Raw genomic sequence first — 24276 nt, forward strand, 5'->3', positions numbered from 1 at the left:
TAAACGTCGCCGTCGAGGTTTGAGGCAAAATGGCTCAGCGCAAGGAGGTAGGGCGCAGGAATATGGCGATATTTCAAGGTCTGCCGACGCAGCGCTGGGCCATTTTGGTCAAATCCCTTCGGGACGCCGGAATGGCTTCCATCTCGGTTTATAGGTTCACGACCTAGTGCGAATCAGGATGTCGCAGGCCCGGTGCGCTACGACAGCAGCTTTCCGGCGACTTCCATCGCCTCCTCGCGAGACGAGGTGAGCTTCATCGGAAAGCCCCAGAGTTTGCCGAAGGCCGCGCCGAAAGGCTTGAATGCCATGCGTTTGGCGGCACTCGGTTCGATCACGATCATCGCCAGCACCAATGTCCGCAGTTCGGCCTTGTGCTTCTTCAGCCACAATGCGGTGCGCTTCTTTTCTTCGTGGCTGTGCTCATGCGTTTCGCTCGGCGCGTTGTCGGTCAGGATCACGAACGGCTCGCCGCGCGCGAAGCTTGCTTCCAACGCCGCGAAGTCCTCGTCGTGATCGTGATCGGGCGCCTCTTCATAGCTCATCCAGACATGGGGGAAATTCGTGGTGTCCAAAGGCATGGTTCGCCTCCTTGCGAGGATGGATGGTTTCAATGTGCGCGGATGTGCCGCCACGACAGGATCAGCGCGACCAGGCCCGGAAGCGTGACGGCAAGCAGTTCGAGGCCGACAAGATGACTGCCGTCGCGCACGCCATCGGTGACGCCGGCGAGCGTGCTCAGCGCGAAGAGCAGCCCGCCGAGGACGAGCATGGCCCAGTCGGTCACGCGCGTCCCGGCAAGCGCCAGCAAGGGCGGGAGGACCCAGGCGCCGTAGAAGATGGATACCCCCCACAGGGCACCAGACCCGAACTCGATGGCTTCGATTGTCCCGCCGCTCGCGACATAGGCGTTCAGGAAAGAGAAGCACTGGATGGTGACGAAGAATGCGGCGCCGACCGCCGGGATAAGCCAGGCGATTGCGAGCCTGGCCGGGTTGTTATCGGTCACGTTAAAACTCCTGTCCCAATTTGCTCGATGGAGCAGAGATATGTCCGCCGACAGGCGACGTCATTGCGCAATACAGCCATTAAATGTTTCAATTCGGCCAAGCGGCGAAATCGAAATGCGCGAGCGAATGGTGCGGGACCGCGCCGCACGATCCTGGCGCGCGACCGGAATGGACGGGGCTGACGCACGCGCGATCAGAAGCTCTTGGTGATGCCGAGCCCGATGCTGCGCCCCGGCCCGACCGCAACGGTCTCGACTCCAAAATAGAGCGACCCGAAGGTTTCGGCCCGTTCGTCGAGCAGATTGCGCCCAAAGGCATAGACCTCCAGCCCGATTGCATCGTCGCTCCACCCGATCCGGGCATCGACAATGTGGTACGGCTTTAAATCGAACGAATCGTCGATGTCGGCGGAACGGCTTCCGGTGAACTGATATTGCGCCCCGAACGATACCGAACCGGGCAGGTTCAGCGCACTGACCGAGGTGGCGTATTGCAGCCCGGTCGTGACAGTCCATTCCGGCGTGTTGGGCACGCGGTTGCCCGCAACGGTGTTGGCGCTGGCACCATTGGCTCCCAGTTCGCTGTGCGTGTAGCCGACCCCGCCGGTCAGGGTCAGCCCATCCATCACCAGCATACGGCCCTGCAACTCGAACCCCGTGGTCTCGTAATCCTGATAGGTGGTGCGGAACGCGCCGAGCGCAGGATCGAGATAGGTCATCACGCCATTCCCGATATCGTTGTGATAGACGCTGGCATCGAGTTCGAGGCGCCCGTCAAGCGGGCTTGCCTTGATCCCCGCCTCATAGGTCCAGCCCATCGCCGCCGGATAGGGATCGGCGACCACGCCATTCACCGCATAGCCGAACAGAGGATAGACGCGCGTGGCGTGGCCGCGTGCGACCGAGGCATAGGTCTGCGCCGCGTCCGACCATTTGTACGACAGCGCCACTCGGCCCGTCGGGTAGGTTTGCGAGGTCGCATTCGCGCCTGTCAGATCGGCAATATCCTCTGAATTGCTGCGCTTGAGTTCGATCTCATCATAGTTCAGCCGACCACCGATCGATAGCTCCCAGCGCTTCGCGAAGGGAATCGAAACGTCGGCAAACAGGCCGAGATTGGTGCTGTTAAGCTCGGTCTCCATCGCCATGGTGTCGAAATAGGGCGCGGGTGCGCATTGCGCGCTGATGCAGGTACGGCTCCCGTCGGTGTGGACGACGCTGGCACCGAAGACCCAACGGGTCGGGGCGCTTTCCAGCGAGTTCAGCCGAAGCTCCTGGCTGAAAATGTCCTCTTTATCGTCGAGCTGCCCGCGAGCGCTGAAGGCAGGAAATCCGATCCGGTCGTAAAGCAGCTTGTCGGCGTTGTCGGTCTCGCTCTCCATTTCATTGTGCTGAAAGGCGCTGACGGAGGTGAAGCGGAAAACAGCGAATTCATGCGCGACGGTCAGCGTGGCACCGCCCTGGGTCGCCACCGACTCCGGTTCGGTCAAGGTTCCGCTGATCGGAAAATCCGCCGTATCGCGCACGAGGTAGAAGGGCGCGTTGCCTTCATCGCGCAGGTAGCTGCCGGTCAGCGTGACCGTCGTATCGTCGGCGCCGGTAAAGCGCAGCCCACCGCGAAATGCCGCGATATCGCGCTTGCCGAGGTCATCGGTGAACAGGCTGCGGACGTCACCATCGCGGTGCCCGAAACGCACTGCCACGCGCCCATCGAGCGTGCCGGGCACGATATTCCCGCCCAGAACCATCTCACCCAAGAGAGTGCCGTCCGTATCGATCTCGCCGGTGACATGGATATCGCGCACGCCGTCGGGCTGATGAGTCACGACATTGATCGCGCCACCCAGGGCATTGCTACCCCACAACGTGCCCTGCGGGCCGCGCATCACCTCGACCCGGTCGACATCGAGCAGGATGTTGGAGGCGCTCATCAGGCTGTTGGGCACACCGTCGATGCTGAATGCGACCGTGCCATCGGCGAAATTGACCGGCGTCCCGAGCGAACTCACGCCGCGGATCGAGAAGAACTGGGACCCTGTCGCCCGGTTGACCCACTGCACATTGGGCGAATTGCGGGCGATGGCGGCGCCGGGATCGAACGGCGCGGCCTGAAGATTTTCGGGGGAGACTATGGTGATGCTTGCGGGGACATCGCCAAGGTCTTCGTTCGTCTTTCTGGCCGTAACCACGATAGGACGCAGGGCGGAGACGTCGGCCTCCTCATGCGATTGGAACGCGTCTGCCTGTCCCGATGCCGTTTGCGCCTGTGCTGCGCAGCCCCATCCCGACGCAAGGAGCATCGCGAGCAAGGAGAATGGGCTCGCCGAAACCCTGTAGCTGTTCAATTTCGTCACTTGGAATTCCGTCTGGATCAAACCGCGCCCGCTAATTGCGATTGCTTCGCATTACCATTGCACTAGACGGAAGTCGGAGGAATGTGATTGCGCAATCCCGCCATTATATGTTTTGATCCGGCCAAATCGAAAAGTGCCGAGGCCTTTGATGCATCTGGACGTCCGTGACGATTGGCTTTCCCATGTCGATGCGGTGCCTCGCGCGCTCGTTGCGTCCAACGCCGTCGCCACGCTCGACGCGCTGGAGCTTTCGCCGCGGCACCACCATGCGAAGGCGCAGCTGCTGTTCACTGTGCGCGGCATCATCAACTGCGAGGTCGAAGACGGTGTCTGGATCGTGCCGCCGCAATGCGCCGTGTGGATTCCCGGCGGGCTGCCCCACAGCGTTTTCGGATCGGGCGAGGTGGAGTGCATCTCGCTCTTCATCGAACCGCCCGAGGATGCGAAATTGCCGCAGCAATGCTGCACGATCACGGTGTCGAGCTTTCTGCGTCAGTTGCTGATGCGGGCCAACGAACTGCCGGAGCTTTATGACGTCGACGGCCCGGACGGCCGCATCGTATCGGTTATCTTCGATGAACTGGCCGTGGCCCCGGTCGAGGACCTGCGCCTCCCGATCCCCAGCGACCCGCGCCTGAAGAAGCTCACCGATCTGTTGATCGCGGCGCCAGCGGATCGCGCGACGGTCGCACAATGGGCCTCGCGCGTCGCGCTCAGCGAGCGCAGCATGAGCCGGTTGCTGGCGGAAGAGATCGGCATGAGTTTCGGCCGCTGGCGCCGGCAATTGCATATCGTCCTCGCCCTGCGCCATCTGAGCGCAGGCCGGACGGTTCAGGCCGTCGCGATGGACCTTGGCTATGAAAGCGCCAGCAGTTTCGTGACCATGTTCCGCAAGATGGTCGGCAAACCGCCGAGCCGCTATCTGCTCGATCGGCGGGGGCCTGCACCGTCCGATGCTGGCGAGCGATAGGGGATGCCGCAGCCCACCCGCGCGCCCGAAAGCTGCGGCCGCCCGAACGGCCAGAATCGGCCGCTTGTGGCCAGGGTTCAGCGTATCGTCACCAGGTTGCGTTCGCCGGAGCGGACTTCGAACTGCGTCTTCCGCCCGGTGAACCGTTCGATGATGGTCGCCGCGGTCAGGCTGTGCTGGCTCGGCCTCACCGTGGTGAAGCTGCCGCCACCGGCCAGGGCGAACGGCAGCAAAAGCTGATCAGCAAGATACGGGCCGGCGAAAGCATCCGAAGCGAGATAGCCCGCCATCCGCCCGGCCGCGGTTGCCGCCACGCGTTCGGCGGTCACGCCCAGCTTGCCGAATCCACTGACGACCTCGGTGACATTTTCGAACGCCGCTTCGAGCAGCAGGATCGTTCCCGGACCCTGATCGACCGGCAATTCGCGCACCACGAACGCATCTTCGGCCCAGCCCGGCAGCTTTTTGCGTGCAGCCTTCAGCATTCGCTCCGCCACGGGAAGGGGCAGCGCTGCGAACAACACGCTCGCCGCATGCCCGGTGGCTGCGCCCCGATCGAGACAGTCGATCGGGCGCAAGGGCGCCGGCGTGATGTCGACCTCGATCCGGCCCCCGCCGCGCGGAAAGAAGCCATGCCGAACCAGCCGCGCCTCCACGCTCGGCCCCATGCGATTGACGATCGGCAGGAAGGCGCGCGTCAGAAACTCGAACGGCGGCGCCATCATATTATGGGTGCCGCCCTCCAGCACCAGTCGCGACGGCGCATCGGCGGCAAGCAGCGGCATCAGCACCGTCTGGAGCACGAGCCCCGTGCTCCCCGCTGTCCCGACGGCGAAATGATATTCTCCCGGCGTGACGCGGCCCGGCGTGAAGCCGATCTCGGTCGATCCGACACGAAGCCCTTCGCATTCGGCGCCGCCGATCGCGCACGCCGCCTCGATCGCGGTGACGTGCTGGCGCATCAGCCCGACCTTCTCGCGCCGGCCGCGCACATGGGTGATCCGGAACGGCTGCCCGGTGACAAGCGACAGCGCGCACGCATTGCGCACCACCTGCCCGCCACCTTCGCCTTCCGATCCGTCGATGATGATCATGTGTTCACTAAGTCCAGAAACAGGGTGTCCGCACGCGCAGCGAAGTCTTCGCCGTCGGTTCGCGCCGGAAGTTCGTTCACGCGCCCGAGTTCGTCGCGGATCAGCGCGTCGATTTCGGGCAGGCGCGTGGCGTTGGATTTCTCATTGCTGCGTGCTTTCGCCGCCACCAGGGCATCAATCTGCGCAACCAGAGTCCCCTTGAGTTCGCTCGCCGCGACCAGCGCCTGCAGGTTCATCGGAGGGCGCACCCCCGGATGGACTCGCATCGTGCGGATCGCGAGCGCCGGGCGCAGCGCATAGAAATAGCGCTTAACCGGCGCATCGCTCGCGCCATCGAACCAGCGATCGAGCGCTCCACGGGCAAGGTTGGCATAATGGTGCGCCGTCGCGCGCGGATCGAACATCGCATCGGCAAGCGCCGTCAGTTTCGCGACGACCGGATCGTCGAGCCGGTAGCGGATCGGTGAATCGATCCACTCGCCGACCACTGCGTTCGATTTGAGCAACAGGCCGAGCGCCTTGCGGATATCCCATCCGTTGCAATCGATCTCGTCGACAATCGGCCGTTCGATGACGTCGCGTCCGGGCGCGAGCGACAGATACCAGTCGCGCGGTCGCACATAGATGAAGCGCACGTCATAGTCGCTGTCGGGCGAGGGAAAGCCCCAGGCACGCGAGCCCGATTCGACCGCGAGCAGGATGCGGACCTCCTCGCTCGCCTCGATTGCGGTGAGACGCGCTTCGATCTCCTGCCGGATGACGGGAGCGATGGGGTTTCCGGTTGCGGCGGACATTGTGTTTTCCATTGTCGGCGGTGTGCGCCAAGGCTCAGCCTTTAACGCACACCACCTGTTTCAGCGTGTGGACGATCTCCACCAGATCGGCCTGGGCGGCCATCACCGCTTCGATCGGCTTGTACGCCCTGGGCGTCTCGTCGATCACGCCCGCATCCTTCCGGCACTCGACGCCTTGGGTATCGCGGGCATGTTCGTCGAGCGTCACCTGGCGTTTCGCCTCGGTACGCGACATCACACGGCCTGCGCCATGCGAACAGCTGTCAAAGCTTTCCGCATTGCCCAGCCCCCGGACGATGAACGATTTCGCGCCCATCGATCCCGGGATGATGCCGAGCGTCCCCTTCGCCGCACGCACCGCGCCCTTGCGGGTCACCAGCACATTCTCGCCGAAATGGTTTTCGCGCGTCACATAATTGTGGTGGCAATTCACCGCTTCCAGTTCCGCGTCGAACGGCTTGGCAATCTGTCCGCGCAGCGCGGCGATGACGTTGGTCATCATCATCCGCCGGTTGAGTGCCGCATAGTCCTGTGCCCAGCCGACCGCTTCGACATAATCGTCGAAATGGTCGGTCCCTTCGGGGAAATAGGCGAGATCCTGATCGGGCAGGTTGATGTGCCATTTGCGCATGTCCTGCTTGGCCAGTTCGATGAAGAACGTTCCGATCGCATTGCCCACGCCGCGCGAGCCCGAATGCAGCATCACCCACACCCGCGCCTCGGTATCGAGGCACAGCTCGATAAAGTGGTTGCCGGTGCCCAGCGTGCCGAGATGGACGAGGTTGTTCGTCTTCTCCAGCTTCGGATATTTCGCGACGATCCGGCCGAAGCGCGCGGCGAGTGTCGCCCACGCCTCGACGATCGCCGGCGGGGGCGAGCCCCAGCTGCCGGTGTCGCGCTTGCCGCGCCCGACGTCGCGCCCATGCGGCACCGCGCGCTCGATCGCCGCACGAATGCCCTCAAGATTGTCGGGCAGGTCATGCGCCATCAGGCTGGTGCGCGCGGCCATCATGCCACAGCCGATATCGACCCCCACCGCAGCCGGGATCACCGCGCCCTTGGTCGGGATCACCGATCCGACGGTCGCGCCGATGCCGACATGCACGTCGGGCATCGCCGCGACATGGCGGAAAATGAACGGCATCCGCGCCGCGCGGGCAAGCTGGTCGCGCGCCTTGTCATCGACCGGCACGCCGCGGGTCCAGCTCTTGATCGGCACGCCATTTTCGACGTGCGTAAATTCATATGTCGTCGCAGTCGTCATGGCTGCCTCCCTTCAAATCATCATGGTGTCGGCGACAAGATGTGGCGAGACGGCTTCGCGGTTCAGCGTGTCCGCCGCCGGCAGAAGCTTTGCGACTGCCGAAGCAAAGAGTCCCTTGTTCGCCATTGCATCAAATCCCTTCTGCGGATCCGGGGGCGGTCGGCCCATTCCGACCGCCCCTGTTCCGCGCCATCGGATCCAGGAATTGCCCGATCCGATGCCGACAACTTTGCAGAAGCCGTGCCAACCCGCTGCAGAACCGTGATAAAAAACTTATAATATGTTGTTATATAAGAGTATTTTTTGATGGCACGGCCAAAAATCCTGTTCGCACCTCGATCGCTGTGATGAGGAATTCCTATCGACATTGATAGGATATTATACGATAGGATAAGCATGAAGCCGCTTGTCGTTCTCAGCTTTCTTGGCACCACGCTCGATGCCGGCAAATTCGGCCCGTCGCGGTGGAACAAGTGGCGACCATCGGTCGCGCTCACCATGCATGAGGATCTCCGCGTCGACCGCTTCGTCATGCTGCACGGAACACAGCATCTGCGGCTGGCGGAATATGTCGCCGAGGATATCCGGTCCGTCTCGCCGGAAACGCATGTCGAGCGCCGAATCCTGGATCTGAACGACCCGTGGGATTTCGAAGAAGTCTATGGCAAGCTGCTCGACTTCGCGCGCGGCTATCCGTTCGACCCGGAGGCTGAGGATTATCTGATCCACATCACCACCGGCACGCACGTCGCGCAGATATGCCTCTTTCTACTGACCGAAGCGCATTATCTGCCCGGCAAATTGCTCCAGACCCAACCCGCTCCCCGCGTGGAAAGCAATGCACCCGGCAAATGGACGACGATCGATCTCGATCTTTCGCGCTATGACAGCATCGCAACCCGCTTTGCGGCGGATGCGGCGGAAAGCACTTCGTTCCTGAAATCGGGCATCGCGACGCGGAATGTCGCGTTCAACCGGATCATCGACGAAATCGAGCAGGTGGCGGTGCGGTCCAAGGCGCCGGTGCTGCTGATGGGACCGACCGGCGCGGGCAAGAGCCAGCTCGCGCGCCGCATCTATGACCTCAAGCGGCTCAAACACCAGGTGCAGGGGCCCTTTGTCGAAGTGAATTGCGCGACCTTGAAAGGCGACAGCGCGATGTCCGCGCTGTTCGGCCATCGCAAGGGCGCGTTCACCGGCGCGACCTCCGATCGCCCGGGGCTGCTCCGTACGGCCGATTCGGGCATGCTCTTCCTCGACGAAATCGGCGAACTTGGGCTCGACGAACAGGCAATGATCCTGCGCGCGATCGAGGACAAGCGCTTCCTCCCCGTCGGCGCCGACAAGGAAGCGGCAAGCGATTTCCAGCTGATCGCGGGCACCAACCGCGACCTGACCGAAGCCGTGTCGGCCGGCACCTTCCGCGAAGACCTGTTCGCGCGGCTCAACCTGTGGACATTCGATCTGCCCGGGCTTGCGCAGCGCCGCGAGGATATCGCCCCCAATCTCGACTATGAACTCGACCGATTTGCCGAGCGCGAGGGCGACCGCATCACCTTCAACAAGGAAGCGCGCGACCGCTATCTCGATTTCGCTACTTCCGGCCCGGCGAAATGGACCGGCAATTTCCGCGATCTGGCGGCGAGCGTAACCCGCATGGCGACTCTCAGTCCCAAGGGGCGGATCGACCGCGAATGCGTCGAAACGGAAATAGGTCGGCTGCAGCGCCTATGGGGCGGTCACGAGGTGCAGGAGGACGCGCTTGGGGCGTTTCTGTCGGGCGAACAGCTGGCGATGCTCGACGCGTTCGACCGGGTACAATTGGCGCACGTCGTCGCAACCTGCCGCAACAGCAAAAGCCTCTCCGAAGCCGGGCGAACCCTGTTCGCGGCGTCGCGATCGCAAAAGGCATCCTCCAATGATGCCGACCGGCTACGCAAATATCTCGCCCGCTTCGGGCTGACGTGGAAAGAACTCGCGGAACCCTAAGGATCGGCACGCATCGGCGCATATCGCACGAACGAAAAATGTCCGCAGCACCGGGGCGCTGCGGACACAGGGGAGCCTGATCGGCTTCCGGGGAGGGGAGCGATTCAGGGGCCGAACCGCCGGTTGCGCAGCGACAGGATGGCATCGTCGGTAATCGTCACGGCATCGGTGCCGACGCCGATCCGGTAATCGCCGGCGGCGATGTGCCAGCCATGCGCGGCCTCATCCCATTCGGCGAGGATGCGCGGATCGATCCTGACCGTAACCTCGCGCGATTCGCCGGGCGCAAGCGACACTTTCTCGAAGCCCACCAGTCGCCGGATGCTGTCGTTGCCCGGCTTGCCGGTCAGATAGAATTGCACGACATCCTGTCCGGCACGGTCACCGCTGTTGGTGACGGTGACCGCCGCGGACGGCGCATTGCCACCGGATACCCGCACGGCGCCATGATCGAAATCGGTGTAGCTGAGGCCATAGCCGAACGCATAGCGCGGCTGTGTGCCTTCGCGTGCATACCAGCGATAGCCGACGTCCGACCCCTCGATCGTATAATCGACGCGCGTCGGCGTTCCTTCGGGCGTTCCCCAGCCGGGAATTTCGGGCCGGGGCAGCTGGCTTGCGTCGACGGGCCAGCTGATCGGCAGGCGGCCCGACGGGTTGACTTCGCCGAACAATATCCGCGCGATCGCCTCGCCGCCCTTTGCCCCGGAATACCATGATTCGACGATGCCTTTGACGTCCTGTTCCCACGGCATTTCGACCGGGTTGCCGGTTTGCAGGACGACGATGGTGTTGGGCTGCGCCGCGGCCACCGCTGCGATCAGTGCATCCTGGCCAAAGGGGAGCGACATGTCGGGTGCATCGGCACCTTCAGACGAAGGTTGATAGACGAAGACGATGGCGAGATCCGCCTCGCCCGCGATGCGCGCGGCATCGCCGGGATAGGCGCCGGTGTCGAACGCAACCTTGTCCTCCCCCGCGCGCTCCCGGATCGCTGCGAGCGGCGGCGACGGGTGGAACAGCACATTATACCATGCGGCCATCATGCCTTCGCCACCGATCGGCAGCGAACGGAGCGGCACCATCGACGATTCGCGATAGGGTGCCGTCACCTGCGAAGACCCGCCGCCCGAAGCGACGCCGGCTTCGGCATGCCCGCCGATCACGGCAATCCGCGCGCCCGATGCGGCAAGCGGCAGGATGCCGCCTTCATTCTTCAGCAGCACGATCCCTTCTTCGGCCTCGCGCTGCGCCACTGCGGCATGCGCGGCGAAATCGATCGGCGCACCGCGTTCGGGCGGATTGTCGAACAGACCATGGGCGAACATGCCGCGCAGGATGCGCAGCGCCATATCGTCGACGCGCGATTGCGGGATGCTGCCGTTCGCCACGGCTTCGCGCAGCGGCTGATCGAACCAGATTTTCTGATCGAGCTGTTCGCCCGATTGCTGCTCCAGCCCGTTGGTGGCCGCCTCAAGCGCCTCGACCGCGCCCCAGTCGGACATCACCCAGCCGCGATAGCCCCAATCGCCCTTCAGCACCTGATTGAGCAGATGGTCGTTCTGGCAGCCATAAACGCCGTTGATCATGTTATAGGCGCACATCACCGAACCGGGATCGCCGCGTTCGATGCCGATCTGGAACGCCAGCAGGTCGCTTTCGCGCATATCCGCCTCGCCGATCACCGAATCGACGGTCATGCGGTTATGCTCCTGATCGTTCACCGCATAATGTTTGACGGTCGACACCATGCCGGTCGACTGAATCCCGCGAACCGATTCACCGCCCAGCACACCGGCGAGCAGCGGGTCTTCGCCCAGATATTCGAAATTGCGTCCGTTGCGCGGATCGCGCGCCAGATTCATGCCGCCCGCCAACAGCACGTTCAGTCCCTTGGCGCGCGCTTCGGTGGCGATCATCACCCCGCCGGCATAGGCGATTTCGGGATTGAAGGTCGCGGCGAGGGCAAGCCCAGACGGCAGCGGAGTCGACATATCGTCGGCGCCGCGCACCAGCATCGGATTGGTGATCCCCAGGCTGGCATCGGTTTCCTGCAGCGCCGGGATGCCCAGCCGCGGATTTCCGGGGATATAGCCGGCCGATCCGATGGCCCCTTCGGGCAGCGTGAACGGTCCGAACGGCATTGCCATCGGCCCGTGCAGCATCGCGATCTTTTCATCGAACGTCATTTCAGCAAGCAACAGCGCCGCGCGGCGATCGGGGGAGAGGCTGGTGTCCATCCACGGACGCGCTTGCGCCGTTTCATTTGCCTCTGCCTGCTGCGCCTGCGCCTGCGCCGGAGCGATACCTGCGAACAGGACCATGCTGCCTGCCAGCGCACTCGCCAGCAATTTGCGCGTCTTCATGTCGTTGCCTTCCCGTTTTTTCCACAAAAAGGGGCGGCGCACCCGGTGGTGCGTCGCCCCGTCATCCGATCAGAAGTCGGCGGTTACGCGGATATAGGCCTGGCGCCCCAGCACATCGTGCAGCGACGGCAGATAGCCGGTGAAGGCTGCATGGGGCGGTTCGGCGTCGAACAGGTTCACTGCACCGATCGCCAGCTGGAAATTCCGGCGCGGACCGAAGCTGAACGCATATTGCGCGTCGAACACCGTCCAGCTGTCGATCGTGCCGCCGCTCAGATCGTCGCGCACGCCGTCGGTATAGCGCATCGCGATATTGGCGCTGTGCGCACCGTTGCTCCATGCGATGCGGGCATTGTCGCGGAACTTGGGCGCGGGCGCGCCCGGATTGTTGGCGTTGCGTCCGCCCAGCGCATCGATCACCGGCTGGTTCGGGCCAAGCTGGACCTCATAGGTGGTGATCACCGTCGCCATATTGTCGAGCGTGATGCGGTTGGCACCCAGATCGAAGCGATAGCTGGCGCGGAAATCGAGCCCGTTGGTCTTGGTCGCGCCGGCGTTGAAATAGCCGATATCGACCGACAACAGCCGCCCGAACTGATCGCGCACGATCCGCGGCCCGTTGGGATCTGCGTTGATCACCTGCTGTGCCGATTCCAGCGTGATGCGATCGTCGAACGCGAAATCGAAATAATCGACCGAGAATTGCAGCCGGTCGATCGGTTCGACCGTCATGCCCAGGTTGAAGTTCTTCGACTGTTCGGGCTTCAGATTGGGATTGGAAACAGTACGGATCACACGGAAGGTGCCGGTGTCGGTCGGATCGAGCGGATCGACCGTCTGGCCCACTGCCGAATTGACCGTATCGGACACCGCTTCGCCCAGATCCGGCGCACGAAAGGCAGTCGAATAGGAGCCGCGCAGTGCCAGCCAGGGGAACGGCCGGAAATTGATACCGAACTTCGGATCGAACGTGTCGAATTCGCCATAGCTTTCGTACCGGCCCGCCAGCTGGATATCGAGGGTCGGCAGAATCGGCAGATATAATTCGCCGAAGACCGACTTCACCGTCCGCGAGCCTTCACCGGGCAGCGACTTGCCCTGAAAACCGAACCGCGCATTCACGATGCCCGAATCGAGCCCGATCTTTTCGCTCTCCTCACGGATCTGGCCGCCCAGCGCGATCCCCATCGTGCCGCCCGGAAGCTGGAGCAGTTCGCCGGTGACGACGGCTTCGGCATAGCGTAGCTCGGCTTCGTTGCTGCGGAAGAACGGCGTCAGAATATTGTAATCGGTCTGCGACGGATTGCTCTGCTGATCGTCGCCGAACGGGCTGAAATAATAGCAATTGCCCTGACCCGCGACTTCGCTGGCGGCGGGCACGCCATAGGGATTGACCTGGCAATCCGGCCCGCCAAAGCCGTTCAGGGCGTTCTGCGCGGCAATCAGATCGGTGTCGCTCGAATGCAGCAGCGATTTTTCGCGCGAATAGGCGACCATCACGTCATAATCCCATCCGCTGGTGATCGGACCGCGCACCCCGCCGACCAGATGGATCGAATCGAGCTCGGCGCGCTCGATACGGTCGGGCGACTGGTTGCCCAGCAGGCGCCCCTGAAAGATCGTATCGACGCCGAAGGGATTGCCGGGATTGTCCGACGGCACAGTCAGCGAACCGGTGGTGATCGGGAAGCTGGCGATACCGAAACGCTCGGTCCCCTGCTGATAATAACGGCCTTCGAAATAGAGGCTGTGATCGTCGTTCAGATCGTAATGACCGTCGAGATGCACCAATGTCACGCGGGTGCGCGGCTTGATCGGATTGCGCTGCTGATAGCTGAAGCGGCACGACCCGGCCGGGAAGGGATTGGCGCCGGCATAAATGCCACCGGTGCCGGGCACCGTGCACCAGGGATCGGCGAACTGCACCGTCGCGCTGCCGCTTGCTGCGGTAAGCTGATCGTAAAGCTGCGAATAGTTGATCGGACCATTGACGCCATTGTCGATGATCACATCGCCGCCACCGGCAGCGGTGGGCCGCGACGTCAGGATATAATTGCCCGGTTGCGACAGGCCCGACGTGTTGTCGAAATTGGTGCGGTTGCGCTCATAGCCCTGCAGCTTGTCCTGATATTCATAGCTGGCCGAGAGCACGACATGAAAACGGTCATTGCCGCCGCCGATCATCCCCTGGACGATATATCCGGGCGCTTCGGCGATATCGGTATATTGCGCGCTCAGCCGGATGCCGCTGAAATGATCGTTGGTGATGATGTTCATCACGCCCGCGATCGCGTCCGACCCATATAGCGCCGACGCGCCGTCGAGTACGGTTTCCACGCGCTCCACGGCAATGGTCGGGGTCAGGGCGACGAGATTGGTATAGGAATCGGTGTGCGCCACACGGCGCCCGTTGAGCAGCACCAGCGTCGACTGGACGCCCAGGCCGCGCAGATTGGCCGAACGTGTCGCACGGTCGTCGGCGCCACCGCCGGCAAGATCCTGCGATCCGCCGGTGCTGCCGATATTGGCGGTATTGAGCTGAAGCAGGTCGTCGACGCCGACCATGCCCGAATCGGCGATTTCCTCCTGACCCAGGACCTGAGTCGGCGATGAAAGCTGCGACTGATCCGAACGGGCGATGCGGCTGCCGGTGACGATGATCTCTTCGGCGGTCTGATCGTCCTGCGTCGCCGCGTCTATTGCCGCGTCCTGCGCCCAGGCCTGACCAAGGCTCAGCCATGCCAGCGAAACCGAAATGGCGACACGCGAAGCGCGCGCGGTGAAGCGCGATCCCTTATTCATACCCTCTCCTGTCGTTACACCGCATTTTTTGGCGGCATTCTCCCGATGGCGGAAAGCTACGCCGCGAAGGTTCCATTTGAGAAATCGAACGTTGATATTGATTTATCTGTTTTTCAGATAAGCCGTTCAAACGCTCCGGGAGCAAAGCTCCTGGCAACGGCCCGACACATAGTCGCTCAACAGCGTGCGAAATGCCTCTGCCGCCGGCGTGAGCGCCTGATGCCGGCGCGTCAGCACCGACAGGCTTCGCTCCACTTTGGGACCGGTGATGGTCAGGCTGCGCATGCCCGGTTCCTGCCCCGGCGCGATCGCGGTTGACGGCAGCACGGCAATCCCCAGCCCGGCCCGCGCATAGGCGATCGCCGTCGGCATCTGCAGCGGTTCCAGCACGATGCGGAGCGTCACATCGGCGCCCCGCGCCCCTTCGTCCATCACCCGGCGAACCGTGGTGCCATGGTCCATCGCGATGACATCGTGGCGCGCCAGGTCCTGCCACGAAAGTTCGGATCGTTCGTCATATTCCGAACCTTCGGGCAACACCGCGACCAGCCGGTCGGTCAGCAGCGGCGTGAAATCGAGCAGCGCATTGGGTTCGGCATAGCCGATCCCCAGATCGACCTGACCCGATGCCACTTGTTCGAGCAGCGGATCGCCGGGCAGATCGACGACGGACACGACAATGCTTTCATGGCGTTCGCGAAAGATGCGGAGCGTTTCCGGCAACAGCGTGCGCGTCAGCGACGGCAGCGCGGCGATGCGCAGCCTGCCCTTGCGCAGCCCGGCATAATCCTGCGCTTCCAATATCGCGCCTTCGACTTCCGCAAGGACACGCGAACAGGCGCTCAGAAACTCGCGGCCGACCGGCGTAAGCTCCACCGCCCGCGTGGTGCGGTTGAGCAAGGTGACATCGAGATCTTCTTCGAGTTGCGCGATCAATGCGCTGAGCGCCGGTTGCGACACGCCGATCGCATCGGCAGCGCGCGTGAAATGGGCATGGTTCGCCACCGCGCGGAACGCACGCAGATGCTTCAGATTGATCCGGCCGCCTATCATGAACCATCAAATATCGCGGCAATTTATCGGTATTGCAAATCAATCTATCCGGATCGGCGATTTCACTGGCTCCCGCCGCGCAACTAGACTCGCCGCAAAATACAGGAGAGGAATCATAGTGCTCGATTTGTTGCGTGGCGTCCGGATTCTCGATCTGACGACGGTCGTACTCGGCCCCTATGCGACTCAGATGCTGGGCGATCTGGGTGCAGAGGTGATCAAGGTCGAACCGATAAGCGGCGATGTGTTCCGCGCGGTGCGGCCGGGTCGCAGCGATCGCATGGGCGCCGGGTTTCTGGGCTGCAACCGCAACAAACGCTCGATCGCCATCGATCTGCGTACCGAACAGGGCCATGCGGCGATGATGCGCCTGGTCGAAACCGTCGATGTCGTCGTCCACAATATGCGCCCCAAATCGGCGCGAAAGCTGGGCATCGATTTCGAAGCGTGCAAGGCGCGCAATCCCAGGATTCTGTACTGCTATGCCAGCGGCTTTGGCCAGCAGGGGCCGTTCGCCGACGAACCCGCCTATGACGATACGATCCAGGCGGTTTCGGGCATGGCGCATCTCAATGCCAATAGCGGAGGAGAGCCGCGCTTTCTGCGCACGATCATCGCTGACAAGGTCGGCGGCCTCCATCTGGTGATCGCAGTGTTGAGCGCGCTCTCTTCGCATCAGCGCACCGCAGGCGAAGCTTTGTGCATCGAAGCGCCAATGTTCGAAAGCCTCGTCTCCTTTCTGATGGTGGAACAGCTGGGCGGGCGCAGCTTCGCTCCGGCCCTGGGCGGCACGGGCTATGAACGGCTGAACTCCCCCTATCGCAAGCCCTTTGCCACCAGGGACAGCTTCATCAGCATCATCCCCTATACCGCCGCGCATTGGGCGCGGTTTCTGGAGCTGGTCGGCGAAGCGGGACTGGCGCGCGATCCGCGAGTGACCGATTCGGTCGAGCGCAGCCGCAACATCGACATGCTGTACGGCATCATCGAAAACGCAGCCCCGGCGCGCACCACCGACGAATGGATCGCACTATTGCGCGAGCGGGACATCCCCTGCGCGCGCGTCAACAATCTCGAGGATCTTTTCGACAACGAACATCTGCGGGAGGTTGGCATGTTCCAGGAAGTCACGCATCCCACCGAAGGCGACGTCGTTTCGGTGCGAACCCCGTTCCGGGTCGAGGGCGAATCGCCGCAACAGGATGTGCCGGTCCCCGTTCTGGGCGCGGATACGCGCGCGGTGTTGCGCGAAGCGGGATATGACGATGCCCAGATCGATACGATGGTATCGGCGGGCGCCGTGGCGGAGGCGGCATGATGCGCCGGGCCGCATGGATGCTCGCCGCGGCAATGCCGCTTGTTTCGATTGCCGGTTGCAGCGAAAGGCCGGTGGTCAGCGCCGCCAGCCCGGCAGTCGCCACGCTGCGCGCGACGCTGGAAGCCGGCGTTGCGCAGGGCAGGATACCCGGCGCGCATGTCATCATCGCGCGCGACGGCGCGCGGCTGGCCGATGTGACGGTCGGCTATGCCGATATCGCCGCGCAAACCCCGCTGCGCCCGGACGCCATCTTCCGCCTCTATTCGATGTCGAAGCCGATCACGAGCGTCGCGATCATGATGCTGGTCGAACAGGGCAAGCTGGCGCTGGACGATCCGGCCGAGAAATATCTGCCCGAATGGCATGATATGCGCGTCTATGTCTCGGGCGGCCTCGACGACATGGTCACCGAACCGGTGGACCGGCCGATCACGATCGCCGATCTGCTGACGCACACGTCGGGCATCACCTATCATTTCACCGGCGACACGCCGGTCCACCAATATTACCGCAAATATGGCGTGATGCGCGACACGCCGGTCGGCCGCACCCCGCAGGACGGACCGCCCGCGCGTAACCTGGACGAACTGGTCGCGCGGCTGGGCAAGGCGCCGATGCTGCATCAGCCGGGCCAGGAATTCGCCTATAGCTATTCGACCACCGTTCTCGGCGCGATCGTCGAGCGCGTGAGCGGCGAGCGGCTCGACCGGTTTCTCAAGGCGCATCTGTTCGATCCGCTCGGCATGCGCGACACCGGCTTTTTCATCTCGAATGCCGCGCTGCCGCGTTTTACCACGCTGTACACCGAAACGCCCGAGGGGCTGACGGTGACCGAGCTTCCCGAAAATTCCGATTATCGCGACACCGGCCGGCTACTCGACGGCGGCGGCGCCATCGCCGGGACCGCCGACGATTATCTGCGCTTTGCCCAGATGCTCGCCAATGGCGGCGTACTGGACGGCAAGCGGATTCTGAGCGAAGCGACGATCGATGCGATGTTCACGCCGCACGTCATGATTGCCGGCTTCGGACCGGACCCGATCCCGTTCGGATACGGCTTCGCGCTTGGCGACGCCGCCAGCGAGGCTGCCGGGGGCCTGCCCGCCGGCACGGCCAGCTGGTCCGGGTCGGGCAACACCTATTTCTTCGTCGATCGCAAACATCATGGCGTGGCGCTGGCGATGACGCATTTCCTGGGCGCCGGTCCTTCGCAAAAGCTGCTGCGCGATGCCGTCGATAGCGCCTATCGCCAGCTGGTGAACGACTGACCATGCTCGCACTTGCGGGCCTTGCGACGATCCTGTTCGTCCTGGCGGCAATCCTTACCAAGCGATTGTCGCCGCTGGTCGCGCTGGTCGCCATTCCCCTCGTCGCCGCGCTGTTGCTGGGCGACGCGGGCAAGGTCGGGAAATATATGGCCGACGGCGTCGTCACCGTCGCGCCGATGGCGGCGATGTTCCTGTTCGCCATCCTGTTCTTTTCGATCCTGTCCGATGCCGGACTGTTCCGCCCGATCGTTGCCGGAATCGTCCGGCTGACGCGCGACCATCCGCCGCGCGTGGCGATCGGCACTGCGATATTGACCAGCATCGTCCATCTGGACGGATCGGGCGCGGCGACTTTTCTGATCGTCGTGCCCGCGCTGTTGCCGGTCTATGACCGGCTCGGCCTCGACAGGCGCATGCTCGCCTGCATCGTCGCAATGGCGGCGGGCGTGGGCAACATGCTGCCCTGGGGCGGGCCGACGCTGCGCGCGGCGACATCGCTGAACGTACCGGTGATGGAATTATTCGCGCCGCTGCTGCCGGTCTATGCGGTCGGGCTGGTAACGATGCTCGGATTTTCCTGGTGGATCGGCACGCGTCAGATGCGCCGCGCGCGCGCGCCGGGTCCGTCGTTCGGAGTCGCGGCCAACGATGTCGATGCCGAACCGCCGGTGCGGCTGAACCTGCGATACTGGTTCAACATCGCCACGGTTCTGGCAGTGATCGGCCTGATGCTGGCGACCTTGCTGCCCCCGGCAATCGCGTTTCTGATCGGCGCGGTGGTGGCGATCACGGTCAATTTCCCCGAAGGCGAAGCGCAGCGCGAAGCGATTCAGCGCCATGCCCCGGCGGCGATCTGGATGGTCGCGATCCTGTTCGCGGCGGGTGCCTTTACCGGTATTTTGCGCGGCACCGGCATGCTCGACGCAATGGCCCAGGGTGGCGCGGCGCTGCTGCCCGACGGATCGGCGTCGCTGTTGCCGACGCTTACCGGGCTGGCGAGCATGCCGCTCAGCTTTTTCTTCGATCCCGACAGCTTCTATTTCGGGGTGCTGCCGGTGCTGGGCGGAATCGCCGAACATGGCGGCGTGCCTGCGGTGGAAGTGGGTCGCGCGGCGATATTGGGCCAGATGACCACCGGCTTTCCGGTCAGCCCGTTGACCCCGGCAACGTTCCTGCTGGTCGGTCTGGCGGGTGTCGAGCTGGCCGATCATCAGCGCTATGCGATCGGATATCTTTTCGCACTGAGTGTCGTGATGACGATCGCCGCCCTGCTTTTCGGAGTCATCGGGCTGTGAGCGCGTCGGTCGAAATCGTCGAGGTGTCTCCCCGCGACGGGCTTCAGAACGAAGCCGTGCAGGTCGCGACCCGGGACAAGGTGGCGCTGATCCGGCGCGCAGTCGCGGCCGGGGTCAGGCGGATCGAAGTCGCCAGCTTCGTCAATCCGCGCCGCGTGCCGCAAATGGCCGATGCCGAGGCGGTGTGCGCCGCGATCGCCGATCTTCCCGCCACCAGGATCGGCCTTGTGCTCAACCGGCGCGGCGCGACGCGTGCGTTGCAGACCTGCGTCGATGAACTGGGCGCGGTAGTGGCTGCGTCGGACGGGTTCGGCATCGCCAATCAGGGGCGGACATCGGAAGAAACGGTCGACGACGCGATCGATATCCTGTCGATCGCCCGTGCGGCCGGACGCAGCGCACAAGTGACGATATCGGTCGCTTTCGGCTGTCCGTTCGACGGCGAAGTCGATCCCGCGCGCGTTGCCGCCATCGCCCGGCGGCTTGCCGCCTTCCAGCCGCGCGAGATTGCGCTTGGCGATACAATCGGCGTCGCCGCGCCGGGACAGGTGGTGGCAGTGATGCAGGCCGTGAAGGCGGCAGCCCCCGGCATTCCGATCCGCTGTCATTTTCACGACACACGCAACACCGCCGTCGCCAACTGCTGGGCTGCGACCGGCGCAGGCGCCGCGACCCTCGACGCGTCGATCGGCGGCCTGGGCGGCTGTCCCTTCGCCCCCGGCGCAAGCGGCAATGTCGCGACCGAGGACCTGCTCTATGCGCTTCATCGCTCGGGGGTCGCGACGGGAATCGACCTTGCGGCGATCATCGCCACGAACCACTGGCTCGCCGGCCCGATGGGCCGTCCATTGCCGGCAAAGCTGGCCGGGGTTCCGCGATTTCCTCCGCAATCGAAGGAGGATGGATGAAAGGACTCGCGCTCTTCTCCTGTGCGGCGGCGATGGCGTTGCCATGCGCGGCACAGGCAAGCGAATGCAGCGATCTGGTCGGTGCGAAGATCGCGCATGTCACGGTTCTGACCGCCAGTGCGGTTCCGGCCGGCAGCTTCCAGCCTCCGGCGATGTACGGCTATTCGCAACCCGAAGTCGACCTGCCGCCCCATTGCCGCGTCCGCGCCGTCGCCGCTCCGGTTGCGGGCTCGCGGATCGGAATGGAGATATGGCTGCCCCTGCCCGACGCATGGGACGGGCGGTTTCGAATGTACGGCAATGGCGGCTATTCCAGCGACATGCCGATGCTGCGCCTGGCCGGGGGATTGCGCGCCGGTGCCATCGTCGCGGCGACCGATACCGGGCATCAGGGCGACGATCCCGATTTCGCCGTCGGCTTGCCCCAATCCTTGATCGATTGGGGGCATCGCGCGGTTCACGAGACCGCGATGGCGGCCAAGGCATTTGCAGCGGCCTATTATGGCAGCGCGCCGCGCCACAGCTATTTCGACGGCTGTTCGACCGGCGGGCATCAGGCGCTGATGGAAGCGCAGCGCTACCCCACCGATTTCGACGGCATCGTCGCCGGTGCGCCGGGCAATTACCGGACACATCTCAATATCGGTTTCCTGTGGCAGTTCGCCGCCAATCATCGCAAAGATGGCGATCCGGGCCCGATCCTCGCGCCGTCAAAACTGCCTTTGGTAACGCGGGAAGTGCTGCGGCAATGCGGCACCCCCGCCGAGCAGGCGCAGGGTTGGCTGGCCGATCCGTTTCAATGCCACCCGGACTATACGCAGCTGCGTTGCACCGCCGGCGCGAGCGAAACCTGTCTGTCCGACCCGGAGGTCGGCGCGCTGCAACGCATGGCCGGCGGCGCGACCAACCCGCATGGCGGCGCGCAACTCTATCCGCCCTGGCTGCCGGGCAGCGAGAGCATCGCGCCTGCGGGGATGCCCCTGCCCGGCTGGAGCCTCTATTGGTCCGACCCGCGCGACCCCGATCGACCCGCGCGCGAAAGCTTCTTCAAATTCTGGGCGGGCGGCGGTTCGCTTTGGAACTGGCGCAGCTTCGACTTCGATCGCGACGTCGCGCGGATCGATGCGACGCTTGCGCCGCTGATCGACGCAACCGATCCCGACCTTCGCGCCTTTCGCGATGCCGGCGGCAAGCTGATCCAGTATCACGGGCTGATGGACCCGGTGGTCAGCCCATGGGATTCGCGCCGCTATTACGATGCCGTGGCTGCGGGTCCGGCGGGAGCGCCGGATTCCTTCTACCGGCTGTTCTTCGCGCCCGGCATGGGCCATTGCGGCGGCGGTCCCGGCGTGACATCGGTTGCGGTGGAAGCTGCCATCACCGACTGGGTCGAACATGACGCGGCGCCCGAACAAGTGCCGGCCGATATGGCGGACAAGAGCAGCGCAAAACTGTGCCGCTACCCCGAAATCGGGATCTGCACGCCGCCCGGGCCGGGCAAGTAACCATCGGCCGCGATAGCGCATCCGCCCTGCTCGCGCGCCGGCAACCGCGCCCGCGCTGGTCGCGATTGCCTGATGCCCCGGAATCACAATATGTCGGCCCGCAATCTGGCGAAGATTCTCCTTTCCCGCCCTGCAAGTCGGAAAAGCGAAGCAAATGCCTCTAAGAAAAACCGAGGAAACCCGGTATCAACTGCGCAATGAAATCTTCTCTCGACCTCGAACATGATGAACTGCGTCGTCTCATGGACGAATTCAGGCCGGTGATGCCGGGCGGGCCAGAGGCGGATTCCACGCGCATGGCACAGCTGCGCATTCGTTTCTCCGACCTGTTCCGCAAACATATGTCCCACGAACATACCGCCTTCCGCGCGCTGCGGAGCGACAGGCCCGGATGTCCGGTCGATGCGGCGGTGCAGGAACATGCCGATCGCACGCGCGAGCTGTTCCTGGGCTATAGCGCGCATGTCAATCGCTGGTCGCTGCGGCAAATCGAGCAAGATCAGGAAGGGTATCGCGAAAGCGTCTTCGCGCTTCAGCGTGCCTGTCGCGCACAGATGGCATGGGAAGAGCGCAAGCTGCACCCCCTGGTCGCGAAAAACTGATCGCAACCGCATAAAGCGCCTGTCCTGCGGCGGTTATCCGTGCCATCCTTGCCGGGCAATGCACGCTCATTGGCAACACCGCGCCGGAACCTTTCGCCTGCACGGCCTTTCAAGTCCCCGCACCCGTGGAGGACGTGCCGTCGCTGTTGGTTCCTTCGGCGCGCCCCTCCCTGAAAGGACCGCATGAGTCGCAAGCCCGTCCAGGCCCAGTCCGGCGATCGCAGCCGCGTCGAGCTGACTTTCGATCGTCCGCAATTGCTGCCCCGGCTGTTCGGCGAATATGACGCCAACATCCTCGCGCTCGAGGAACGGCTGGGCGTCTATATCCATGCCCGCGGCGAACGGGTGGTGATCGAAGGATCGGCCGAAGCCGTGGCACAGGCGCGCGAAGTGCTCCAGGAACTCCATACCCGCGTCATTCGCGGCGAGGATGTCGATACCGGCCTGATCGACGCCGTGATCGCCATGTCGTCCGAACCGACGCTGACCGGCATCATCCGCTCCGAACAGGGCGCGGCTGCGCCCTCGATCATGATCCGCACGCGCAAGAAGACGATCGTGCCGCGTTCGGTCGCGCAGACGCATTATATGCGCCAGCTCGTTTCGAACGACATGATCTTCGCGCTCGGCCCGGCGGGCACCGGCAAGACCTATCTCGCCGTCGCGCAGGCAGTGGCGCAGCTGATCACCGGCAGCGTCCAGCGGCTGATCCTCTCGCGCCCGGCTGTCGAGGCGGGCGAGCGGATCGGCTTCCTGCCCGGCGACATGAAGGAGAAAGTCGACCCCTATCTGCGCCCGCTCTACGACGCGCTTTACGATTGCCTGCCCGCCGAACAGGTCGAGCGGCGGATCGCCAGCGGCGAGATCGAAATCGCGCCGATCGCGTTCATGCGCGGCCGCACGCTGGCCGATGCCTTCGTCATCCTCGACGAAGCGCAGAACACCACGCCTGCACAGATGAAGATGTTCCTTACCCGTTTCGGCCAGAACAGCCGGATGGTGATTTGCGGCGACCCCAATCAGACCGATCTGCCCGGCGGCCCTCCGGCAAGCGGCCTCAACGATGCGGTCGGGCGACTCGAAGGCGTGGAGGGCATCGCCATCGTCCGCTTCAGCGCCGCCGATGTCGTGCGCCATCCGATCGTCGGGCGGATCGTCGACGCCTATGAGGGGCCCAATGCTTGATGTCGCCGTCCTGCCCGAAACCCCCTGGCCGGACGGCAATTGGGAGGAACTGGCAACACGCGCCGCGCATGCCGCGATCGGCCAGACGCCCTATGCGGCATGGCTGAACACGGCGGCGTGCATCGAAATCGCCGTGCGGATGACCAGCGATCACGAAGTCCACACGCTCAACCGCCAGTATCGCGACAAGGACAAGCCGACCAACGTCCTGTCCTTTCCGATGATTCAGCCCGATCTTCTCGAATCGGTAACCGCCAACAGCGATGATGGCGAAGTGCTGCTGGGCGATATCGTCCTCGCGCATGGCGTGTGCGAAGCCGAAGCGGGCGAGCGCGACGTGGCACTGGCCGATCATGCGACGCACCTGATTGTCCATGGGGTGCTGCATTTGTTAGGATATGATCATATGGGGGACGCCGAAGCAGAGGCGATGGAAGCGATGGAACGGGCGGCAATGGTGCAGCTCGGGCTCCACGACCCCTACCCGGTTCGGGAGGACTGAC

The 24276-nt window shown here is 63.8% G+C and carries 19 protein-coding genes; 10 read left to right on the forward strand and 9 right to left on the reverse strand.

Translation table 11 applies throughout. From position 1 onward, the window contains the following. Nucleotides 1–197: 197 nt before the first annotated feature. The 3 genes from DKB74_RS18145 to DKB74_RS18155 all read right to left on the reverse strand — a co-directional run bounded on the left by DKB74_RS18145 (nt 198) and on the right by DKB74_RS18155 (nt 3360). Entirely contained in the window at nt 198–578 is a 381-nt protein-coding gene (locus DKB74_RS18145; RefSeq protein ID WP_109809615.1) for a hypothetical protein, read from the reverse strand. Nucleotides 579–607: 29 nt separating this feature from the next. Next, nucleotides 608–1006, reverse strand: coding sequence for a hypothetical protein (locus tag DKB74_RS18150; RefSeq protein ID WP_109809616.1), 399 nt, complete (start codon nt 1004–1006; stop codon nt 608–610). Between the two features lie 194 nt (nt 1007–1200). Continuing rightward, nucleotides 1201–3360 (reverse strand): TonB-dependent receptor, encoded by a 2160-nt coding sequence (locus DKB74_RS18155; RefSeq protein ID WP_145961043.1) that lies wholly within the window; start codon nt 3358–3360, stop codon nt 1201–1203. Between the two features lie 148 nt (nt 3361–3508). Between DKB74_RS18155 and DKB74_RS18160 the strand changes: the two genes are divergently transcribed. Continuing rightward, complete coding sequence (locus DKB74_RS18160) at nt 3509–4330, forward strand: AraC family transcriptional regulator (protein WP_109809618.1); 822 nt, start codon at nt 3509–3511, stop codon at nt 4328–4330. 77 nt (nt 4331–4407) lie between these two features. Here the strand turns inward: DKB74_RS18160 and rtcA are convergent, their stop codons facing one another. The 3 genes from rtcA to DKB74_RS18175 are packed head-to-tail and all read right to left on the reverse strand — an operon-like array spanning nt 4408 to nt 7482. After that, on the reverse strand, nt 4408–5424 hold the full coding sequence (rtcA, locus tag DKB74_RS18165) for an RNA 3'-terminal phosphate cyclase (RefSeq protein WP_109809619.1): 1017 nt from the start codon (nt 5422–5424) through the stop codon (nt 4408–4410). Continuing rightward, nucleotides 5421–6218, reverse strand: coding sequence for a nucleotidyltransferase domain-containing protein (locus DKB74_RS18170; RefSeq protein WP_161956908.1), 798 nt, complete (start codon nt 6216–6218; stop codon nt 5421–5423). Before DKB74_RS18170 ends, rtcA begins: the two co-directional genes overlap by 4 nt. Before the next feature lie 34 nt (nt 6219–6252). Then, nucleotides 6253–7482, reverse strand: coding sequence for an RtcB family protein (locus DKB74_RS18175; RefSeq protein WP_109809621.1), 1230 nt, complete (start codon nt 7480–7482; stop codon nt 6253–6255). A 396-nt stretch (nt 7483–7878) separates the two neighbouring features. Here DKB74_RS18175 and rtcR point away from each other — a divergent pair, with 396 nt between their 5' ends. Next, nucleotides 7879–9471, forward strand: coding sequence for an RNA repair transcriptional activator RtcR (gene rtcR, locus DKB74_RS18180; protein WP_109809622.1), 1593 nt, complete (start codon nt 7879–7881; stop codon nt 9469–9471). A 104-nt stretch (nt 9472–9575) separates the two neighbouring features. Here rtcR and DKB74_RS18185 read toward each other — a convergent pair whose 3' ends face one another. The 3 genes from DKB74_RS18185 to DKB74_RS18195 form a co-directional block, all read right to left on the reverse strand. After that, the gene (locus tag DKB74_RS18185; RefSeq protein ID WP_109809623.1) at nt 9576–11837 is read right to left on the reverse strand and encodes a beta-glucosidase family protein; all 2262 of its coding nucleotides are present in this window, start codon (nt 11835–11837) and stop codon (nt 9576–9578) included. 69 nt (nt 11838–11906) lie between these two features. Then, nucleotides 11907–14639 (reverse strand): TonB-dependent receptor domain-containing protein, encoded by a 2733-nt coding sequence (locus DKB74_RS18190; protein WP_109809624.1) that lies wholly within the window; start codon nt 14637–14639, stop codon nt 11907–11909. A gap of 126 nt (nt 14640–14765) precedes the next feature. Further along, nucleotides 14766–15692, reverse strand: a complete 927-nt coding sequence (locus tag DKB74_RS18195; RefSeq protein WP_109809625.1) for a LysR family transcriptional regulator — start codon at nt 15690–15692, stop codon at nt 14766–14768. Between the two features lie 118 nt (nt 15693–15810). On the opposite strand from DKB74_RS18195, the gene DKB74_RS18200 reads away from it, so the two are divergent. The 8 genes from DKB74_RS18200 to ybeY all read left to right on the forward strand — a co-directional run bounded on the left by DKB74_RS18200 (nt 15811) and on the right by ybeY (nt 24275). After that, nucleotides 15811–17010, forward strand: coding sequence for a CaiB/BaiF CoA transferase family protein (locus tag DKB74_RS18200; RefSeq protein WP_109809626.1), 1200 nt, complete (start codon nt 15811–15813; stop codon nt 17008–17010). Continuing rightward, a complete protein-coding gene (locus DKB74_RS18205; RefSeq protein WP_109809627.1) occupies nt 17007–18278 on the forward strand; it encodes a serine hydrolase domain-containing protein in 1272 nt (423 codons plus the stop codon). Before DKB74_RS18200 ends, DKB74_RS18205 begins: the two co-directional genes overlap by 4 nt. A gap of 2 nt (nt 18279–18280) precedes the next feature. Beyond that, nucleotides 18281–19573, forward strand: a complete 1293-nt coding sequence (locus tag DKB74_RS18210; protein ID WP_109809628.1) for a CitMHS family transporter — start codon at nt 18281–18283, stop codon at nt 19571–19573. After that, nucleotides 19570–20481, forward strand: a complete 912-nt coding sequence (locus DKB74_RS18215) for a hydroxymethylglutaryl-CoA lyase (protein ID WP_109809629.1) — start codon at nt 19570–19572, stop codon at nt 20479–20481. The genes DKB74_RS18210 and DKB74_RS18215 overlap by 4 nt, the downstream gene beginning before the upstream one ends. Next, nucleotides 20478–21986: a tannase/feruloyl esterase family alpha/beta hydrolase gene (locus DKB74_RS18220; RefSeq protein ID WP_109809630.1), complete on the forward strand. Its 1509-nt coding sequence runs from the start codon at nt 20478–20480 to the stop codon at nt 21984–21986. Before DKB74_RS18215 ends, DKB74_RS18220 begins: the two co-directional genes overlap by 4 nt. A 197-nt stretch (nt 21987–22183) precedes the next feature. Continuing rightward, nucleotides 22184–22588 (forward strand): hemerythrin domain-containing protein, encoded by a 405-nt coding sequence (locus tag DKB74_RS18225; RefSeq protein ID WP_109809631.1) that lies wholly within the window; start codon nt 22184–22186, stop codon nt 22586–22588. A 183-nt stretch (nt 22589–22771) separates the two neighbouring features. Continuing rightward, complete coding sequence (locus DKB74_RS18230; protein ID WP_109809632.1) at nt 22772–23773, forward strand: PhoH family protein; 1002 nt, start codon at nt 22772–22774, stop codon at nt 23771–23773. Next, a complete protein-coding gene (ybeY, locus tag DKB74_RS18235; protein WP_109809633.1) occupies nt 23766–24275 on the forward strand; it encodes an rRNA maturation RNase YbeY in 510 nt (169 codons plus the stop codon). Before DKB74_RS18230 ends, ybeY begins: the two co-directional genes overlap by 8 nt. The last annotated feature ends 1 nt before the right edge of the window (nt 24276 follow it).

It is taken from the genome of Stakelama portus, assembly GCF_003171655.1.
GTDB classification, from domain to species: Bacteria; Pseudomonadota; Alphaproteobacteria; order Sphingomonadales; family Sphingomonadaceae; genus Sphingomonas; species Sphingomonas portus.

What these genes read in the sequence shown, in the direction of transcription:
- DKB74_RS18145 (WP_109809615.1), bottom strand. Translation starts at nt 578, where the DNA reads ATGCCTTTGGACACCACGAATTTCCCCCATGTCTGGATGAGCTATGAA.
- DKB74_RS18160 (WP_109809618.1), top strand. Translation starts at nt 3,509, where the DNA reads ATGCATCTGGACGTCCGTGACGATTGGCTTTCCCATGTCGATGCGGTG.
- rtcA (WP_109809619.1), bottom strand. Translation starts at nt 5,424, where the DNA reads ATGATCATCATCGACGGATCGGAAGGCGAAGGTGGCGGGCAGGTGGTG.
- DKB74_RS18170 (WP_161956908.1), bottom strand. Translation starts at nt 6,218, where the DNA reads ATGTCCGCCGCAACCGGAAACCCCATCGCTCCCGTCATCCGGCAGGAG.
- DKB74_RS18175 (WP_109809621.1), bottom strand. Translation starts at nt 7,482, where the DNA reads ATGACGACTGCGACGACATATGAATTTACGCACGTCGAAAATGGCGTG.
- rtcR (WP_109809622.1), top strand. Translation starts at nt 7,879, where the DNA reads ATGAAGCCGCTTGTCGTTCTCAGCTTTCTTGGCACCACGCTCGATGCC.
- DKB74_RS18185 (WP_109809623.1), bottom strand. Translation starts at nt 11,837, where the DNA reads ATGAAGACGCGCAAATTGCTGGCGAGTGCGCTGGCAGGCAGCATGGTC.
- DKB74_RS18190 (WP_109809624.1), bottom strand. Translation starts at nt 14,639, where the DNA reads ATGAATAAGGGATCGCGCTTCACCGCGCGCGCTTCGCGTGTCGCCATT.
- DKB74_RS18195 (WP_109809625.1), bottom strand. Translation starts at nt 15,692, where the DNA reads ATGATAGGCGGCCGGATCAATCTGAAGCATCTGCGTGCGTTCCGCGCG.
- DKB74_RS18205 (WP_109809627.1), top strand. Translation starts at nt 17,007, where the DNA reads ATGATGCGCCGGGCCGCATGGATGCTCGCCGCGGCAATGCCGCTTGTT.
- DKB74_RS18210 (WP_109809628.1), top strand. Translation starts at nt 18,281, where the DNA reads ATGCTCGCACTTGCGGGCCTTGCGACGATCCTGTTCGTCCTGGCGGCA.
- DKB74_RS18220 (WP_109809630.1), top strand. Translation starts at nt 20,478, where the DNA reads ATGAAAGGACTCGCGCTCTTCTCCTGTGCGGCGGCGATGGCGTTGCCA.
- DKB74_RS18225 (WP_109809631.1), top strand. Translation starts at nt 22,184, where the DNA reads ATGAAATCTTCTCTCGACCTCGAACATGATGAACTGCGTCGTCTCATG.
- DKB74_RS18230 (WP_109809632.1), top strand. Translation starts at nt 22,772, where the DNA reads ATGAGTCGCAAGCCCGTCCAGGCCCAGTCCGGCGATCGCAGCCGCGTC.
- ybeY (WP_109809633.1), top strand. Translation starts at nt 23,766, where the DNA reads ATGCTTGATGTCGCCGTCCTGCCCGAAACCCCCTGGCCGGACGGCAAT.